Origin of the sequence: Lysinibacillus sp. K60 (assembly GCF_019731275.1) — a bacterium.
GTDB classification, from domain to species: Bacteria; Bacillota; Bacilli; order Bacillales_A; family Planococcaceae; genus Lysinibacillus; species Lysinibacillus capsici.
Genome location: NZ_JAASJR010000002.1, coordinates 511,949 through 530,303, shown reverse-complemented (window position 1 = coordinate 530,303; position 18,355 = coordinate 511,949). Strand labels below are relative to the sequence as shown.

Below are 18,355 nucleotides of genomic sequence, written 5' to 3'. Positions count from 1 at the left end.
GGAGGAAAACTTTTATGTTATCTGAAAAACTACACACAGCTCTTAATGAACAAATGAATTTTGAATTCTACTCTGCGCATGCCTATATGGCAATGGCAGCCTATTGCACTGATCAAGATTATGATGGCTTCGCTAACTTCTTTTTAGTACAAGCAGAAGAAGAACGCTTCCATGCCATGAAATTTTATAATTTCTTAAGTGATATGGGCTACCGCGCAACAATTCAAGGTTTTGAAAGCCCAGGCAATCATTTCGAATCCATTTTAGATGCCTTTAAAACAGCTCTCTCACACGAAAAAGAAGTAACACGCCGTATTTACAATTTATCAGACATTGCTTTAGATGAACGTGAGCATGCGACAATGGCCTTCTTAAAATGGTTCATCGACGAGCAAGTAGAAGAAGAATCTACATTTGATACATTAATTCGTAAAATCGAGCGTATCGAAACTGACTCAAACGCAATCTTTATGCTAGATGCAGAATTGGCTACACGTACATTTACACCAGATACAGAAGCATAATATTTCTTATAAAAAAATCTGCCATTAGAGCAGATTTTTTTAGGTATCTATCTTTTGGAAACCACATTACGATGTGTGGGATTTTCAAAAGATGTAATAAAAGAGAAACGTTGAATAATCAACGTTTCTCAGATTCTTTATGGTTCTCTTACCACACCATCAAAGGCAGCTTGATAGATTTGATAGATATCTTCACGCTCTAATGGCATTGGACTTCGCGCTAAAATACGCGTTTGTTTTGTAGCATCCTCTGTTAGCTGTTCAAGTGCTGAGGCAGGGATATTGAATCCTTGTAATGTTGAGGGAATTTTCACATCTTGAACGAGTTGTTGTAAGGCGTCAACACATTTATAAGAAGCCTCTTCTTGCGATAAATAGGAAGATGATATCCCCATGGCATCTAAAATATCTTTCATTCGTTTTTCACAGCTTTGACGAATATAACCCATGACATATGGTAATAGTACTGCATTGGAATCACCATGAGCTATATGGAACTGACCTCCCAGGGGATAGGCTAAAGCATGGACGCCTGCTACACCAGCATTGAAAAAGGCTAACCCTGCTAAATAGCTGCCATAACTCATATCTGTGCGCGCTTGCTTATCTTGCCCATTATGGACAGCTGTTCGGATTGACTGGCTAATTAATCGGATAGCTTGTAGTGCAAGTGCATCCGTTACTGCATTCGCATTTACTGATACGTAGGCTTCTATCGCATGAGTTAACGCGTCTACCCCAGTCGCCGCTGTCACCTTCGATGGTAAGGAAATCGTTAAGGCAGGATCTACAATCGCTACATCCGCTAATAAATAATCATGTGTCACGACATCCTTGGTTGTATCCAGTGATAGCACAGAAATATTTGTTACCTCCGAGCCTGTCCCAGAAGTGGTAGGAATTAAGATTTTAGGTAACCCTTTATTATCTAATGTCTTCGTTCCTGTCAGGTTTAAATAATCTGCAACTTTTCCATCATGTTTTGCTAATACGGCGGCAAGCTTCGCTAAATCTAGTGCACTGCCCCCACCTACACCAATCACCAAATCAAATGGATGCTTTCTCGTAAAATCAACTAGTTTTTCGCCAATTGCAAGCGGAGGCTCTGGTGCAATATCAGTATAAATGGTTGTTGTATAGCCTTTCTCAATCAAAGGCTTTTCGACATTGTCCGTTAGACCTATTTCGTTTAATAATGGATCTGTCACGATCAAAATATTGTGAGCGTTAAACTTCTTTACCTCTAGCAGAAGCTGACTCAAACAGCCCCAGCCAGTATAGCTAGCAGGCGTAAAGGTTAATTTATGCATGGCTTCTCTACTCCTATCTATTCATAATAGCCTTCCGTCGATTTTCTAAATGATTTAAATTGAATAGGATCATGGCCAAACCATACTTGTGAATTTGTTTCATGTGCTAGTCTTCGAATCCGTTCCACAGTCGTATTATAACCTACAGAATCATAGATAATGCCTGGTGGCTTGACAGGAGGGCCAAAGCTTTCTGCCGTATAAATAGCATCTGAAGCCAAGATAATACCACCTGTGTCAGGCATTTGAATATGCAAACCTAGCATTCCCCAAGCATGACCACTACCAAAATTTAATACTTGTATCCCTTCAGCTAGTTTTACATGATCCTCGCCACGCTTGATTAAGCGCCATTGTAGATTGTTTTTTATCCACATATCAATGTCACCCCAAACATAGGCACCGTCTTTCACGTTTCTAGCATATGTTTGTAATGTGCCATTAAACTCATCTTCCTGTACAATAATTGTCGCATTTGTAAAGAGTTCTAAGCACCCTGCATGGTCGAGATGCAAATGGGAAGCAACAACATATTTGATATCCTCTGGACGAACATTTAATTCTTCTAGACGATGATGTAAATAGCATTCTTCTGGCATATTAATAGGAAATGCTTTTTGCGTAAATTCACCCCATCGCCCCTCTGGACCCATCGAGTTTGGATTGCATGCTGTATCAAATAGAATTTTGCCTTCTGGATGATCAATCAGTACTGTATAAACAGGGAATTCAACAAATTCATTTGGCTGGTTTGGATGATCGATGGTTGCGGGATTGTGCATCGCAATCATATAATTTTTATCCATTCGCATCGTACCATTGTCCATCACATACAATTTTGGATGTTGTTTAATCATTTTCATTTTCCCATCTCCATTCGTGATTATTGGTTATTCCAAATTACTAGCTTCATTTCCGTCATTTCTTCTAACGCATATTTAATGCCTTCACGGCCTGTGCCGCTTTCCTTTACACCACCATATGGCATGTGATCTACTCGATAAGTAGGTACATCATTAATGATGACCCCACCAACGTGCAATGCTTTTGTAGCCTGAAAAGCTGTCTGAATAGAAGGAGTAAAGATGCCTGCCTGTAGGCCATAGTGAGAATCATTGATAGCCGCTATCCCTTCATCAATGGTGGATACCGTATTGACGATAACAACAGGTGCAAAAATTTCTTCACAGGATACACGACTCTGTGGTTGAACATTATATAAAACAGTGGGCAATAAAATATGATTGTCAATGTGACCACCTGTAATTACTTGTGCCCCTTCAGCTACTGCCTCTTCAATCCATTGATAAGCACGCTGTTGTTCAGCTTGTGAAATCATCATAGCAAGATCTGTTTGATTATCCATTGGATCACCAATTGTAAGCTGCTCTATTTTTTCCTTCAGCCGTATTAAAAATTCCTCCACCATACTTTCCATGACATAGATACGTTGTAAAGAAATGCAGACTTGACCTTGGTTGGAAAAGGCCCCCATCACAATGCGATCCATAATACGCTCAAGCTGTACCCCTTCGTCTATAATTACTCCTGCATTGGAACCTAATTCTAAGGTTACTTTCTTCAAGCCTGCACGATTGCGTAGAGAAATCCCTACAGCTGGACTTCCTGTAAACGTTATCATCTTAACATTGGGATGTGCTAAAAATGCATCGCCTACTAATTTACCTTGTCCAGTTACAAGATTAAAGGCACCTGCTGGTAAATTTGTTTGCGTCAATAATTTTGCCAAAAAATGGGCTGATAGTGCTGTTTGTGTGGCAGGTTTCAATACAATGGTATTGCCTGCAGCTAATGCTGGCCCAACTTTGTGTGCTACTAGATTTTGCGGAAAGTTAAATGGTGTAATCGCTGCCACAACACCGATTGGCTCTCTTAATGTATAAGCAAGGCGCCCCTCTCCATTTTTTGATGCATCCATTGGAACCATTTCACCAGTAAGTCGCTTTGCTTCTTCTGCCGCAAATTTATAGGTTTCAACTGTGCGATCAATTTCAGCGTAAGCATACTTTAACGGTTTGGCTGATTCCATTGCAATGATACTTGCTGCTTCATCTCTATTTTCTGCAAAAAGGGTGGATAACTGCTCTAATATCTCTGCTCGTTGAAAAGCAGTTAATGCCGCCATTTGAGGAGCTGCAGCATGCGCACTTTCAATGGCCTCCTGTACATCTTTTTCAGTGGCCATCGCAAAGTGTGCCAATACCTCTTGCGAATAGGGAGCTTGGATCTCCATCCATTCAGCAGTCATCTTCCATTCTCCATTGATCCATAAGCCCTTTTTCAATCGTAATTCACTCCTTTCTTTTTATGGTTACGTATTCATTTCAGAAAATAAAGAAATGAATACGTAACCATTTTGGTGTAAAAAATAAACTGATGGTCTATCAGTTTATTTTACACGTTGTATTTCTTGGGAAAATCTTAACAGACTCTGTTTGTCTAATGCAAGTATTTTTTTTCTCCATTACCTCAAATAATTTTTCGATAGCAATAAAACCTAAGTTCTCTTCTGATGTTAAACCTACTGTTGTTAAGGCAATAGAGTGATGTTTACTAAGTTCTACATTATCAATACCAATGATATTAAAATCTCTCGGGACCTGAAAACCTCTCTCTAAACAAAGATTCAATATTTCAATGGCAATGGCATCGGTAGCAGCACAAATAGCTGTTGGTCTTTTTTCGAGTTGTAAAAGTTCTGTAAACGCTCGTTCAATATCTATTTTATTGGTGTTCGTTAAAAAAGTAGGCACTAATTTTGCATCTAGCCCATAATCCTGTAAAGCTTGTTCAAATCCCAGATAGCGTCCATGGAAGGTGCTCATTTGATGTGGCCCCCCTATCCAACATAAAGAGTCATGCCCTAATGATAGGACATGATTGGTCGCAAGGTAACCTGCTTGAACATTATCAATTTCCACAAAATGTCTATTCTCTTTATGCTTACGGTTAAACATAATAAATGGAATAGCTAGTTTCTCTAGTTTATAAAATAAATCATCCTGATACAGCATAGAAGACAAAATAATTGCGTCTGCTTTCGTTTCTAAAACTGCATTGTAGATTGAATTTAGATTATCCTCTGTGCCAAAATAGACATTCACTTTATAGCCACGTGCATTAACATAATTCACGATAGCTGTAGTTGTATCAACAAAAAAAGGGTTGTGTAGGGGCCCCGAAATCAATGTAATAATGCCTGTTTTTTTCTGAACAAGCGATCTTGCTATATCATTTGGCACATAGTTAAGCTCCTCTATCGCCTGCATTACTTTTTTAATTGTTTTTGGCTTTACAAGCTCTGGTGTATTCAATACTCTAGATACAGTTGTTTGTGAGACACCAGCATGCTTCGCCACATCTTTTGAAGAAACCAAAAAAACCACCCATTTCATCATTGTGAAGCTATATTATACCATTTATAGAATAATGATTATAGTGATGATTCCTTCTCTCCCTTAACCCTTTCGCTCAAATGGCTTTGCAGCTTCACTCGCTTTAAAGTTATAGACAGGTTTAATCACTTTGACAATATCTACAGTTTCCACAATCGCAGAAGTAATTTCGGTCATCGGCTTATAGGCCATTGGCGCCTCATCCAAGGTTTCTTCATTGACTGATGTTGTCCAAATCCCCTGCATCGTATCTTTAAAATCGGCCATATTCAAAGCTTTTTTCGCTGCGCGTCGTGAAAACATACGTCCCGCTCCATGAGGGGCTGAATAATTCCATTCTGCATTGCCTTTCCCTATACAAATCAGAGATCCATCCCGCATATTCATTGGAATAACTAGCTTTTCACCTTTATTTGCACGAACAGCCCCTTTGCGAAGCGTCATCGTTTCTGTATCGATATAGTTATGAATCGTATCAAACGTATCCGTAAAATGCCAATCCATCTGTTTAGCAATGGTTTCTGCAATGGTCCAACGATTCATCCGTGCAAATTGCTGTGCAATCTTCATATCATGGATATAATCATGGAAAGCTTCCCCCTCTAAATATGACAAGTCTTTTGGAACGAACGGTGTTTGTTCTTTATGGGCTTGTATCATGGATTGGATCTCTTGATGTCGTCCTTGCTGTTTCAATGCTTCTATTTTCTCTGTCAAATCTTCTCGACGTAAATTATCATAAGCTCTTTTTTGATGCCAATTAGCAACCTTTGCCCCTACATATCGTGACCCCGTATGGATGAGCAAATAGTGCTGATCATCTTCATCTTTGGCAAGTTCAATAAAATGGTTGCCTCCCCCAAGTGTACCTAATGACAAGTTCGTATAGTCGTCTTTCAAGCCGCTTGCTCGAAATTGTTTCCCTTCAAACTCGACAAAATGTCGGCTTGGCGATACTTCTTTATGAATATCCTGCCCACTTGGTACATATGTGCGAATGATGGCATCGAGTTGAGCAAAATCAACGGTCGTTACGTCTAATTGTGCTACAAATACACCACACCCCACATCAATGCCTACAAGATTTGGTACAACACGGTCTTGCAATTGGATGGTCGTGCCAATGACACATCCCTTACCCGCATGATAATCTGGCATAATACGTACTTTAGTGCCTGCCATGAAAGCCTGATCTGTTAATTCTTGAATCTGATCAACAGCTGTTTGTAATGCTGTTTGCGCAAAAATTTTAGCATTCGTAAAGCGTCCATTTATTTCAATCAATTGTATCCCTCCTTACTACTTATACGTAAAACTGGAATGATTTGTTTCATGTCATAAAGAAAACGTTCTAAAAGCATGCTACTTTTAGAACGTTTGGTGAAAACCTAATCTTCATATTGGACAACTAATTTTTTGGGTATTTCGGGTATATCATTTGATTTTACATCTTCTTCCCTTAAGGCAAGCATTTGCAGGGGATATTTTTCTTGCACCACAAAAGGTATTGCAATACTTTCCATTTTATTATTCATTTGACTTCGTGCCAGTAAGCCATTGTTTGATAAATCAATGGCTAAAATAGCCTGAACAGTTTCCTCAAGCATGGCAATATCCTTCGATTTCAACGGCATTTGCTCATTCATTAAAAATGGTTGAAGATGCTCTTTTATATAACCCTGTGCTTCGATTAAGCAAGAAAATTCATTTAATTTTTCAGCATAGCGCTTTAACTGACGCTTATCATTTGCACGCTGTTGATTTAGTTTCTGTACTTTTTGTTCAATACGGCTCATGCGTTCTTTCACTAAATCAATCAAAAAAGGCTGTGTATCTCGAATCGCCTGTAGCATTGAAACCTCTGCTTGTTGTACCTTGGCATATTGGGCGACACAAACCTCTTGCTGCTCATTTAGTTTTTGAACACGCTCTTTGAAAAATTCATTTTGCGTATGTTGGCCAAAGAAAGCTTTCATAAGACCTTTACCATGAATTTTTTTATGTTGTGCATCTAAACGCTCATATTCGCGTAAATACTCACTGTGCATGTTGCGGTATTCACGCAACATTTGTTGATAGTGCACAGCAATTTCGGTAAATTCTTCCACCTTGGAATCTTGTAAATAATCATGTTGCGCTATCGTTTGTAATAGTTGATACAGTGTTTGAACCTGTTTAAACGTGTTCGCTACCTGTTCATATTCTTGCTCATATTCTTTGACAATTGCTAAGTCACGTTGATAGCGAGAATATTCATATTGGGTATCGCCTGCGTATTTTTCAATATTCTCTACAGCAGATTGAAATGGATCTCGTTGTGGAATTACAGTCAATTCGAAGCGGAATCGTTCAAGCCATTGTAAGAAGCGAATTAGGATGGCATATGTTTTTTTATCACTATTTTCAGCCACACGATGAATGTGAGCAATTAATTGATCATACTGACTTTTTTGCCAAAGCTCATGATTGTCTGTTTGTTTGGCTACTAGTGCATTAATGGCTGAAATCCCTATAAAATCACTCATCAAATGACCAATACGTTGTTGTTCAGATTCCATAAATGCTGTGGGATATTCCTCATCATCGATGCCATTGATGACACATAAAGGTTCAACACCTTTATTTTTTAACGTTTCAATCAATAGAAGTTCAGCATCCATTGCCATTGAACCAGCGCGTAACACCCAGAAAATTTCATCAACACGGTTCATAAGCGCCTCTGAAAAATAAGCCATTTCTCCCCCGCCTGCTTCTAATGACACAGAATCAATGATTGTCACGGATTTTAACAAATCATTTTTCAAATAGACTTCTAGGTAATCTAAATGTTCACGTAAAATCTGGGAAGCAAACGTATCGCCAGTTGTTAGTAGTTCTAATTTACTGAGATCAAATACAGCGACAACACCATCTAAAAAATAAGCTTTAATCTCTTCTTGCTCGCCGTATCGTATAAACGTATTTACACTTGTTGGATGCTGATCATCTACCGATAATATTTCGCGTCCTAGAAGGCCATTCACAAGTGTTGTTTTGCCCACCCGCTCTTTTCCAACTATTAAAATCATGGTCTGGTTATTGGCATCTTGAATGATTCGATTTAAATGTTTTGCTGTATCTTTCACATATGTATTTTGGACGATGATGCCGTACAAGTGTCGTAGTTGGTCAACAAATTGCGGCAAAATATTATTCGCTGAGGTGGCATTTTCGATTGGCGTATTGTCAATGTTCGTCATCCTCAAAACCTCTTTTCGTATGTATCTATAAGACCATTATAAATGAAACTATGGCTTTTCTAATACATGGATTGATGAAAAGAGGACAATATACTTATACGTTTATACCACAAATAGGAATTCATCCTTACACCCATTTCCTGTCTGCCTCATATATGATTGCTACACAGACTAAAGGGTATAGTCCAGACTATGAATTTAGAAGTATAAGGCTTGGAGATTTCTATCCAAGGTTGCTGAGTAGCTGACATTTGACCTATTCCTCCAAACCTGCCATACGAGCATAAACAGCTCCAAGTGTTGGCATTCCACCTTGAGCACCTAATTTCTCTACAGATAAGGAAGCAGCGATATTAGCAAAATATACAGCCTCATCCAACGATTGCCCTTCTACTAAAGCATGGGCTAAAGCCCCATTAAAGGTATCACCAGCCCCCGTTGTATCCACGACTGTTGTCATATAACCTGGAACATGAATTGGATAGGAGCCATCGAAATAACGTGCACCGTCACTTCCTAATGTCACGATTAATTTATTAGGATATTTTTCTAAAACTTGTTCCACTGGCTCGTTAAAAATTTCAGCACATTCTGTCTCGTTGGGTGTTAAATAGGTAATATCCTCCATCCACTGCACATCAAAATTGGCTGCTGGAGCAGGGTTCAACAGTATTGGAACACCCGCTTCTTTACATAAATGAATGGCATGGGCTGTCGTCTCTTTAGGGATTTCAAGCTGTATAATTACCAAGTGACTTTTTTGTATCACCTCTTTTGAAGCTTCAAGATGGGATATGCTTAAGTCATAATTAGCTCCCGGTACGACAACAATTCGATTATCGTTCTTGTAAATAAGTATATTAGCAATGCCTGTAGGAGCAGTGGTGCTTTTTACAATGGCGTTTGTCTGAATCTGCTCTTGCTGTAAAACGGCATGTAATGTCTCACCAAAATGATCATTCCCTAAACAGCCAACCATCGCCACCTCACTGCCAAGACGAGCTGCGGCAACTGCTTGATTAGCCCCTTTTCCTCCTGGAACTGTTTGAAACGAGTTACCTAGAATGGTTTCCCCCTGCTTTGGAAAAGCATTCATTTGTACAACTAAATCCATATTTAAACTTCCTATAACTGTAATCATTGAATTCCTACCTTTCATCTTTTGATCAAACAAAAAACAACTGAAATGAGCAGTATCATTTCAGTAGCTTAACAGTATAAATTTCGTATAAACTCACAAATCTACTAGATACCTATCAAGTTCAAACACGACCTTATAAACAGTAATATTTCGAAAGCTAATCGATCTTGTTTCGTGAACTACTCGGATTATCTTCCTATACTTCATACTGAGCAATGCTTGAGATAAGCCACAAACGTTTCCAAAAGCAGGCTGGACTAGCTCTTGTAACATTCGAAATCTTTTTTACTATGATAATATTGTCGATGCTTTCTTTATTATAAAGAATTTCTTATGGGAAATGAACTACACAAAAAAAAACTGAAGACAACATCCAATTTGTCTTCAGTCATATCAATTAATAGGCTACTCGCTTCGCCTCATATGCGGCAATGTGGTCCTCATATTTAAAGGTTAAGGCGATTTCATCCCAGCCATTCAGTAACGTTTCTTTATAGTATGGGTCAATTGTAAAATGATAGACTGTACCATCTTCCCCTGTTACGGTTTGCTCTACAAGATTTACTTCCATACTATAGGGCTTTGCTAACCCTTTTGCTAAAATAGCATCACATTCCGATTCTGTTAGCTTAATCGGTAAGATACCGTTTTTGAAGCAGTTATTATGAAAAATATCTGCAAAAGAAGGTGCAATGACAACGTTAAAACCGTAATCTAAAATTGCCCATGGTGCATGTTCACGAGAGGAGCCACAGCCGAAATTATCTTGCGCCACTAGAATTTTAGATTCTTTAAATTCAGGTTTATTTAATACAAAGTCAGCTATTTCATTCCCTTGTGCATCGAAACGCCAATGGTAAAATAAAAACTGTCCAAAACCTGTGCGCTCAATACGTTTTAGAAATTCTTTTGAAATAATTTGATCGGTATCAACATTTTTTCTATCAAGTGGTGTGATGACACTATTTACGATATTAATTGGTTCCATTTTTCAATCATCCCTTTCGAGTAAAGCAAGACTTACACCGTTTCCTTCACAAATTCACGTACATCGACAAAGTGACCTGCAATCGCAGCGGCTGCTGCCATTGGTGGGGACACTAAATGTGTACGAGCTCCAGCGCCCTGACGTCCTTCAAAGTTGCGGTTTGAGGTAGAGGCACAGCGTTCTCCAGCTGGTACGACATCATCATTCATCGCAAGACACATCGAGCAACCAGACTCTCGCCATTCAAAGCCTGCATCTATAAATATTTTATCTAAACCTTCTGCCTCTGCTTGTTTTTTCGTTGTATGTGAGCCTGGGACAACGATGGCTGTAACTTTGTCATGCACCTTACGCCCTTTGATAACATCAGCAGCTGCACGCAAATCACTAATGCGTGAGTTTGTGCAGGAGCCAATGAAGACATGCTGGATGTCAATGGATGTTAATGGCTGTCCTTCCTCTAAGCCCATATAGGCAAGTGCTTTTTGAAGTGCCGCCTTGTCAGATTCATCCTCATAATCTGCTTGTGTTGGAACATGCCCAGAAACACCAGTACCCATTGATGGGTTTGTTCCCCACGTAATGATTGGTTCAATTTCTTCAGCTTTTATAATACGAACCGTATCGTACGTTGCATCTTCGTCTGAAGCAAGACTTAACCAGTAAGCGGCTGCTTCTTCCAATTTTTCTCCCTGCGGTGCATATTTGCGTCCACGAATATAATCGACTGTTGTTTGGTCAGGTGAGATAAGCCCAGCTTTTGCGCCTGCCTCAATTGACATATTACAAATGGTCATGCGTTCTTCCATAGATAGTTTGTGGATAGCCTCTCCAGTGAATTCCACAATATGTCCTGTACCGACACCAATACCGAACTTGGCAATGATGGCTAAGATAATATCCTTTGCCGCTACCCCAACTGGTAGCTCCCCTTCGACACGAATCTCCATCGTTTTCGGCTTATTTTGCCATAGCGTTTGCGTCGATAATACATGCTCCACCTCTGATGTCCCAATACCAAATGCAATGGCCCCAAAGGCACCGTGAGTCGATGTATGAGAATCACCACAAACAATCGTTTTACCAGGCTGTGTTAATCCAAGCTCTGGCCCAATAACATGGACAATCCCTTGGTCAGGGTGACCCATGCCTGCTAACTCAACACCAAATTCCTCAGCATTTTTAGCTAATGTTTCGATTTGATTGCGTGCAATGGGATCCTGGATAGTTGGTAAATTTTTTGTTGGTACGTTATGATCCATTGTGGCAAAGCTTAAATCAGGACGACGCACTTTACGTCCGTTCATACGTAACCCTTCAAAAGCTTGCGGAGATGTTACTTCATGAATTAAATGAAGATCAATATATAACAGGTCCGGTTTGCCCTCTTCCTGATAAACAACATGTTTATCCCAAATCTTTTCAATTATATTTTTACCCATTGTCTTCACCTATTTCTTTAAATATATGTTGTCATAATACTTTGTGATACAAAGCTAGTATCAATTTCGTTAATTACCTTATCTGTCCATTCATTAGTCGATAAAACGCGACTGCCGTCGCGAGCAAGATCTGCTGTAAAGTAGCCATCATCAAATACTGCACTTACAGCGCGTTCAATTTCTGCTGCTTCTTCTTTTAAGCCGAATGAATATTGCAGCATCATCGCTACGGATAAAATGGTTGCAGCGGGATTTGCTACACCTTGCCCTGCAATTTCTGGTGCGGAGCCATGTACTGGTTCATATAAGCCAAAATTATCACCACGAATGGATGCGGATGGTAAAACACCTAGAGAACCAGTAATAACAGATGCTTCATCACTTAAAATATCACCAAACATATTTTCAGTAACGACTACATCATAGTGTCCAGGATTTGTAATAAGTTTCATTGCAACAGAGTCTACTAGGTTATGTTCTACGATTACATCTGGATACTCTTTTTTCTTTGCTTCTACAACTTCACGCCATAAGCGACTTGTTTCAAGCACATTCGCCTTGTCAACAGAGCATAATTTGCCACCACGTAAACGTGCTAGTTCAAAGGCATTTTCAACGATACGCTCTACCTCTGCTTTAGAGTAAACGGTTGTATCAATTGCGCCATTTTCAGTACGCATACGTGGTTCCCCGAAGTATACGCCGCCTGTTAGTTCACGTACAATCATTAAATCAACGTTCTCAGCCACTTCACGCTTTAATGGTGAAGCATCTAGTAAACTCGGGAACGCCTTTACTGGACGTAGATTGGCAAATAAATCGAAGTGTTTCCGAATTCGCAGTAACCCTTTCTCTGGGCGTAATTCAGGAGGGTTTTGATCCCACTTTGGACCACCTACAGCTCCTAATAAAATCGCATCACTATTTTCACACATCTCGATCGTTTCATCCGGTAATGGATTGTTGTGCTGATCGATTGCAGCACCACCAATTGTTGCATATCCTAAATGAAATGTATGATTAAATCGTTTACCAATCACTTGTAATACACGTACAGCAGAAGCAACAACCTCTGGCCCAATTCCATCACCGGGAAGTACTGTAATTTTTCTCTCCATCGTCAAAACACCTTTCTTTGTATAGCGTATTCGCTAATTTAGTAAAGACGCTCACCTACCTTTTATCGAGGTGAGCGTAGTCATTACGTCTAAGCGTAATTTTGGGTTAATTGATACAATACGCCATGACATCATTGCATCCGACTTGTGAATGGTACTTCATACAATTCACTACCTTAGAAACCTATACAGGATGTGCGCGAAGGCATGCTTGAATTAAATGACGGTTAATAGCATTTAAATAAGCTTTTGCCGATGCTTCTAAAACATCTTGAGAGGAATTACGGCCTGTAGTCGAAACCTCATCATAGCGAATATTTATAACCGCTTCACCCAGTGCATCTCGTCCTTTGCCAACCGATGTCACACGGTAATCAATGACATGCACAGCTCCAGGTACAAGTTGCTCCAGTGTATTAAAAATGGCTTCTACTGAACCAGAGCCAGTAGCTACAACGGTTTTCTCTAGTCCCTCAGGTGTAAGCACAATAGCTGTCGCTGTAGGAATATTTTCAGTACCATATTGCACCTGCACCATTTTCAAATCAAAGAGTGGTACATCTTCTACTTGAACTTGTTGCTCAGTAAGAAGAGTGAGTAAATCTTCCTCTGTAATTTCTTTTTTACGATCAGCCAATTTTTTAAATTCCACAAATGCTTTGTTCAACTTTTCATCAGAAAGATGGAAGCCCATTGTTTCCGCACGATCACGGAAGGCTGCACGACCAGAATGTTTCCCGAGAACTAATGGTATTTCACCTTCGCCGATTAAAGCAGGTGAAATAATTTCATAGGTTTCTGGATTTTTTAAGACACCGTCTTGATGGATGCCCGATTCGTGTGCGAATGCATTTCTTCCTACAATCGCTTTATTTGGCTGAATCACAACATTTGTCAATTTACTGACTAATTGAGACGTACGTTTAATTTCTTGCAACTGAATGCCTGTTTGCACCTGATAAATGTCCTTGCGAATATGAAGTGCTACAGCAATTTCCTCGAGTGCCACATTACCTGCGCGTTCGCCGATACCATTGATCGTTCCTTCGACTTGTGCAGCACCATTTTCTATTGCGGCAATCGTATTAGCTGTTGCCATCCCTAAATCATCATGACAATGGGCAGAGAATTTCACTTTGTCAGCACCTTTGACATTTTCCAGTAGGAACTTAAATAATGCACCATATTCTTGTGGGGATGCATACCCTACAGTGTCTGGAACATTAATCGTTGTTGCACCAGCAGCAACCACTTCGTTCATAATTCGCACTAAAAATTCTCGATCAGAGCGGAATGCATCCTCAGCAGACCATTGTACAAGTGGGAAGAACTTTTTAGCGTATTTAACAGCCTCTACCGCTTGCTCCACCACTTGATCAGGAGATTTTTTTAATTTGTATTCCATATGAATAGGTGATGTGGCTAGAAAAATATGAATATGTGGCTGTTGTGCTACTTTTATCGCTTCCCATGTAGCATCAATATCCTTTTGGATACAGCGAGCTAGCCCCGTCACAATGGAATTTTTTACTGTACCTGCAATGCGATGGACCGCATCAAAGTCACCGGGTGACGAAGCAGGAAATCCTGCTTCTATAATTGTCACACCAAGGCGCTCTAATTGTTTGGCAATTTCAATCTTCTCGGCTGTGTTTAAGTTGATCCCAGCAGATTGTTCACCATCGCGAAGCGTAGTATCGAAAATATCAATTTTTCGCACTTGTCGCCACTTCTCTCACAACTTTTTCTTTACCTTCGTTGATGAATGGCATCATAGCACGTAGTTTCGCGCCCACTTCTTCGATTTGATGGTTCGCACCAGCTTCTTTGAATTTTGTATATTCTGGACGACCATTTTCATTTTCTTGAATCCAACGACGAGCAAATGTACCATCTTGGATATCTGTTAATACATCCTTCATACGAGCTTTTACAGACCCATCGATGATGCGTGGTCCTGCAACATAATCTCCCCACTCTGCTGTATCTGAAACTGAGTAGCGCATTGTTGCCATACCGCCCTCAAACATTAGGTCAACAATTAATTTAAGCTCATGTAGTGTTTCAAAGTAAGCTAATTCTGGTTGATAACCAGCCTCTACTAATGTTTCGAATCCTGCTCTTACTAGCTGTGTTGCCCCACCACAAAGTACCGCTTGTTCACCAAACAAGTCTGTCTCTGTTTCTTCTTTGAATGTTGTTTCAAGAAGTCCACCACGTGCAGCACCGATTCCTTTACCATACGCAAGCGCTAAATCTTTTGCTTGACCTGTAGCATCTTGATGAATAGCGAATAGTCCTGGTACACCAGCACCTTCTTGGAATTGACGACGAACTAGATGTCCTGGTCCTTTTGGTGCTACTAAAAATACGTCAACATCTGCTGGTGGTGTAATTTGACCGAAATGAATGTTGAAGCCGTGTGCAAACATCAATGCTTTACCAGCTTGTAAATGTGGCGCAATTTCTGCTTCATAAACTGCTTTTTGACGCTCATCTGGTAATAGAATTTGGATAACATCTGCTTCTTGTGCTGCTTCAGCCACTGTTTTCACGTCAATACCATCTGCTTTTGCCGCATCGAAAGATCCACCTGGACGAACCCCTACTACCACATCAAAACCTGATTCTTTAAGGTTTAAAGCATGTGCATGACCTTGTGAACCGTAACCGATAATTGCGATTTTCTTTCCTTTTAATACGTCCTCGTTGATATTTTGCTCATAGTACATTGTAGCCATAGTTAATTTCCTCCTAGAATATGTTTTGTTTTTTTTATAGCTTTAGATAACTTACGCTGTCTATCAAGCTATTCATTTTTATATGCAAACTATTTTAAAATAGAGAGCTGCGGGTTTGAGACTTTTTGTGTTTCACGAACGGAGGCAGTTGCTCCTGTACGTGTAAGTTCTTTAATGCCATATGGTCGAATGAGTTCGATAAAGGCATCAATCTTCTCTGGATGCCCTACTACTTGATACGTCACAACATTTTTAGCTGTATCTATAATTTGGGCGCGGAACGGTTCAACAATTGAATTCATTTCCAAACGTAAATTTGGTGGGGAAATCACCTTTACTAGTGCTAGCTCTCGTAGAACAATCGATTTATCGGTAATGTCATTGACCTTTAACACATCAATTTGCTTGGATAACTGTTTCACTAGCTGTTCAATTTTGCGTTCGTCCTCTACGTTGACAACGAAGGTCATCTTTGAAAAATTTGGTTGCTCCGTATGACCTACTGTAATCGATTCAATATTGAACTGACGCTTCATCAATAAACCTGTCAAACGGTTTAATACACCACTTTGGTTAATCACAGTTACGGTAATTACTCGCTTCAATTCTTTTTCACCCCAATCATTTCATGTAAGCCTTTGCCAGGTGCTACCATTGGGTAAACACATTCAAGCTGTTTCACTCGACAGTCAATTAATACTGGCTCATCAGACAGCAGTGCCTCACGGAAAATAGACTCTGCTTCATCGATTGTGTTAATTCGATAGCCTTTAATGTTATAAGCATCAGCTAACTTAACAAAATCTGGTTGGATCGGCATAAGTGATGATGAATAGCGCTCTTCATAGAATGTTTGTTGCCATTGACGCACCATGCCTAGACAGCTATTATTCAAAATCACTATTTTTACTGGTAAGTTAAATTCCTGTAGGATGGATAGCTCCTGTGCCGTCATTTGGAATCCTGCATCTCCTACAATCGAAATAACTTTTTTGTCTGGCTTCGCAAATTGGGCGCCAATTGCGGCCGGGAAGCCGAAGCCCATCGTACCAAGTCCACCAGACGTTACCCATGCATGATCATTATTTAAATGATAATATTGCGCTGCCCACATTTGATGCTGCCCAACATCTGTCGTCACAATGGCATTCCCTTCAGTAATCTTGTGCACTAATTGCAATGCCTCTTGTGGTAGGATTTCTTGCGTATTTGTATCCTTGCAATACCATAATGGATATTCCATCGCATGATTCCTTAGATAAGCTAACCAATCATCTGTATCAGGACCTTGGAAATCCTTTTTCAACAGTGCTTTTAAAGCCTCTTTGGCATCAGCAACAATTGGAATATCTGTCGGTACATTCTTGCCAATTTCAGCAGGATCAATATCGATATGGATAATCGTTGCATTTGGTGCAAATGTAGCTAGATTACCTGTTAGACGATCATCAAATCGTGCCCCAATATTGAGTAATAAATCCGATTTTGTGATCGCTGTATTTGCTGTAGCTGTTCCATGCATCCCAGCCATTCCAAGGAATAAGTCATGTTCACCATGGATGGAGCCCAAGCCTAGCAATGTGTTCGTTACTGGAATACGATATTTTTCTGCGAAAGTCGTTAATTCCTCACGTGCATCCGCAAAAAGAACACCTGCACCTGCTAAGATGATTGGGTTTTTTGCCAATGAAATGGCTTGAATCGCCTTTTGGATTTGTAAATAATTTGGTTTATATGTTGGCTGATAACCTGGTAAATAAATTTCATCAGGTGCTTGCGGTGGATTCTCTACATCAAACAACATTTGGGAAACGTTTTTTGGGAAATCCACGACAACTGGCCCCTTACGACCTGTGCTAGCGATATGGAAAGCTTCCTTCACAATGCGGGGGATATCATTGACATCCTGCACCTGATAGTTGTGCTTTGTAATCGGTGTTGTAATCCCCATAATATCCGCTTCTTGGAAAGCATCTGTTCCAATCACAGATGTCGCAACCTGTCCTGTAAAAACAACCAATGGAATAGAATCGATCATGGCATCCGCAATACCTGTTACAAGGTTTGTTGCACCAGGTCCACTTGTGGCAATAACAACGCCTGTTTTACCTGAAACACGAGCATAGCCTTCCGCCGCATGAATAGCACCCTGTTCATGTCTTGTTAAAATATGGCGAATAGGGTTTTTATACATCGCATCGTAAATTTGTAATACGGCTCCTCCAGGATAGCCAAAGACAATTTCAACCCCTTGATCGTGCAATGCCTGCACTAATACATCTGCACCGTCCTTCGCTTGATAGGTTTGTTCAGCTGTTGCTGTTGTCGCTAATTGTTCTTGTTCATTGATTGAAACATTCGCACTCATCAAATTATGCCTCCTTCATTTCTTTCAAACTCACACATCAGTGTTGTAGATTAGTGAAGTGTCAATAG

General features: G+C 39.9%; 15 protein-coding genes. 1 reads left to right on the top strand and 14 read right to left on the bottom strand.

The genetic code is table 11. The features are described from left to right. The first annotated feature begins 14 nt into the window (after positions 1 to 14). Positions 15 to 524, top strand: coding sequence for a ferritin (locus HCH28_RS06405; protein ID WP_048392396.1), 510 nt, complete (start codon positions 15 to 17; stop codon positions 522 to 524). Between the two features lie 137 nt (positions 525 to 661). On the opposite strand, the gene HCH28_RS06400 is transcribed toward HCH28_RS06405, so the two are convergent. From HCH28_RS06400 to ilvB, 14 genes are all read right to left on the bottom strand, one after another. Beyond that, positions 662 to 1,834 carry an iron-containing alcohol dehydrogenase gene (locus HCH28_RS06400; protein ID WP_221680269.1) on the bottom strand — a complete coding sequence of 391 codons (1,173 nt, stop codon included), beginning with the start codon at positions 1,832 to 1,834 and terminating at the stop codon, positions 662 to 664. Between the two features lie 17 nt (positions 1,835 to 1,851). Then, positions 1,852 to 2,697: an AhlS family quorum-quenching N-acyl homoserine lactonase gene (ahlS, locus tag HCH28_RS06395; RefSeq protein WP_004231440.1), complete on the bottom strand. Its 846-nt coding sequence runs from the start codon at positions 2,695 to 2,697 to the stop codon at positions 1,852 to 1,854. A 20-nt stretch (positions 2,698 to 2,717) separates the two neighbouring features. Further along, positions 2,718 to 4,139, bottom strand: a complete 1,422-nt coding sequence (locus HCH28_RS06390; RefSeq protein WP_221680268.1) for an aldehyde dehydrogenase family protein — start codon at positions 4,137 to 4,139, stop codon at positions 2,718 to 2,720. 100 nt (positions 4,140 to 4,239) lie between these two features. Continuing rightward, a complete protein-coding gene (locus HCH28_RS06385; protein ID WP_263081901.1) occupies positions 4,240 to 5,241 on the bottom strand; it encodes a LacI family DNA-binding transcriptional regulator in 1,002 nt (333 codons plus the stop codon). Positions 5,242 to 5,313: 72 nt separating this feature from the next. Beyond that, positions 5,314 to 6,534 (bottom strand): RtcB family protein, encoded by a 1,221-nt coding sequence (locus HCH28_RS06380; RefSeq protein WP_221680266.1) that lies wholly within the window; start codon positions 6,532 to 6,534, stop codon positions 5,314 to 5,316. 104 nt (positions 6,535 to 6,638) lie between these two features. After that, positions 6,639 to 8,489: a dynamin family protein gene (locus HCH28_RS06375; protein ID WP_221680265.1), complete on the bottom strand. Its 1,851-nt coding sequence runs from the start codon at positions 8,487 to 8,489 to the stop codon at positions 6,639 to 6,641. 256 nt (positions 8,490 to 8,745) lie between these two features. Then, positions 8,746 to 9,630, bottom strand: coding sequence for a ribokinase (gene rbsK / locus HCH28_RS06370; RefSeq protein ID WP_221680264.1), 885 nt, complete (start codon positions 9,628 to 9,630; stop codon positions 8,746 to 8,748). 397 nt (positions 9,631 to 10,027) lie between these two features. After that, complete coding sequence (leuD, locus tag HCH28_RS06365; protein ID WP_004231426.1) at positions 10,028 to 10,618, bottom strand: 3-isopropylmalate dehydratase small subunit; 591 nt, start codon at positions 10,616 to 10,618, stop codon at positions 10,028 to 10,030. A gap of 32 nt (positions 10,619 to 10,650) precedes the next feature. After that, the gene (gene leuC, locus HCH28_RS06360; RefSeq protein ID WP_221680263.1) at positions 10,651 to 12,060 is read right to left on the bottom strand and encodes a 3-isopropylmalate dehydratase large subunit; all 1,410 of its coding nucleotides are present in this window, start codon (positions 12,058 to 12,060) and stop codon (positions 10,651 to 10,653) included. 17 nt (positions 12,061 to 12,077) lie between these two features. Then, positions 12,078 to 13,178 carry a 3-isopropylmalate dehydrogenase gene (gene leuB / locus HCH28_RS06355; RefSeq protein WP_205444110.1) on the bottom strand — a complete coding sequence of 367 codons (1,101 nt, stop codon included), beginning with the start codon at positions 13,176 to 13,178 and terminating at the stop codon, positions 12,078 to 12,080. A 184-nt stretch (positions 13,179 to 13,362) separates the two neighbouring features. After that, on the bottom strand, positions 13,363 to 14,898 hold the full coding sequence (locus HCH28_RS06350) for a 2-isopropylmalate synthase (RefSeq protein ID WP_221680262.1): 1,536 nt from the start codon (positions 14,896 to 14,898) through the stop codon (positions 13,363 to 13,365). Further along, positions 14,885 to 15,919, bottom strand: coding sequence for a ketol-acid reductoisomerase (gene ilvC, locus HCH28_RS06345; RefSeq protein ID WP_221680261.1), 1,035 nt, complete (start codon positions 15,917 to 15,919; stop codon positions 14,885 to 14,887). The genes HCH28_RS06350 and ilvC overlap by 14 nt, the downstream gene beginning before the upstream one ends. Positions 15,920 to 16,008: 89 nt before the next feature. Then, the gene (ilvN, locus tag HCH28_RS06340; RefSeq protein ID WP_004231416.1) at positions 16,009 to 16,524 is read right to left on the bottom strand and encodes an acetolactate synthase small subunit; all 516 of its coding nucleotides are present in this window, start codon (positions 16,522 to 16,524) and stop codon (positions 16,009 to 16,011) included. Further along, positions 16,521 to 18,287, bottom strand: a complete 1,767-nt coding sequence (gene ilvB / locus HCH28_RS06335) for a biosynthetic-type acetolactate synthase large subunit (protein ID WP_202341117.1) — start codon at positions 18,285 to 18,287, stop codon at positions 16,521 to 16,523. Before ilvB ends, ilvN begins: the two co-directional genes overlap by 4 nt. Positions 18,288 to 18,355: the final 68 nt, after the last annotated feature.

Excerpts from the sequence above, each read along its gene's own strand:
- leuC (WP_221680263.1), bottom strand. The coding sequence starts at position 12,060 with ATGGGTAAAAATATAATTGAAAAGATTTGGGATAAACATGTTGTTTAT.
- ilvB (WP_202341117.1), bottom strand. The coding sequence starts at position 18,287 with ATGAGTGCGAATGTTTCAATCAATGAACAAGAACAATTAGCGACAACA.
- rbsK (WP_221680264.1), bottom strand. The coding sequence starts at position 9,630 with ATGATTACAGTTATAGGAAGTTTAAATATGGATTTAGTTGTACAAATG.
- HCH28_RS06400 (WP_221680269.1), bottom strand. The coding sequence starts at position 1,834 with ATGCATAAATTAACCTTTACGCCTGCTAGCTATACTGGCTGGGGCTGT.
- HCH28_RS06405 (WP_048392396.1), top strand. The coding sequence starts at position 15 with ATGTTATCTGAAAAACTACACACAGCTCTTAATGAACAAATGAATTTT.
- leuB (WP_205444110.1), bottom strand. The coding sequence starts at position 13,178 with ATGGAGAGAAAAATTACAGTACTTCCCGGTGATGGAATTGGGCCAGAG.
- ahlS (WP_004231440.1), bottom strand. The coding sequence starts at position 2,697 with ATGAAAATGATTAAACAACATCCAAAATTGTATGTGATGGACAATGGT.
- leuD (WP_004231426.1), bottom strand. The coding sequence starts at position 10,618 with ATGGAACCAATTAATATCGTAAATAGTGTCATCACACCACTTGATAGA.
- ilvC (WP_221680261.1), bottom strand. The coding sequence starts at position 15,919 with ATGGCTACAATGTACTATGAGCAAAATATCAACGAGGACGTATTAAAA.
- HCH28_RS06375 (WP_221680265.1), bottom strand. The coding sequence starts at position 8,489 with ATGACGAACATTGACAATACGCCAATCGAAAATGCCACCTCAGCGAAT.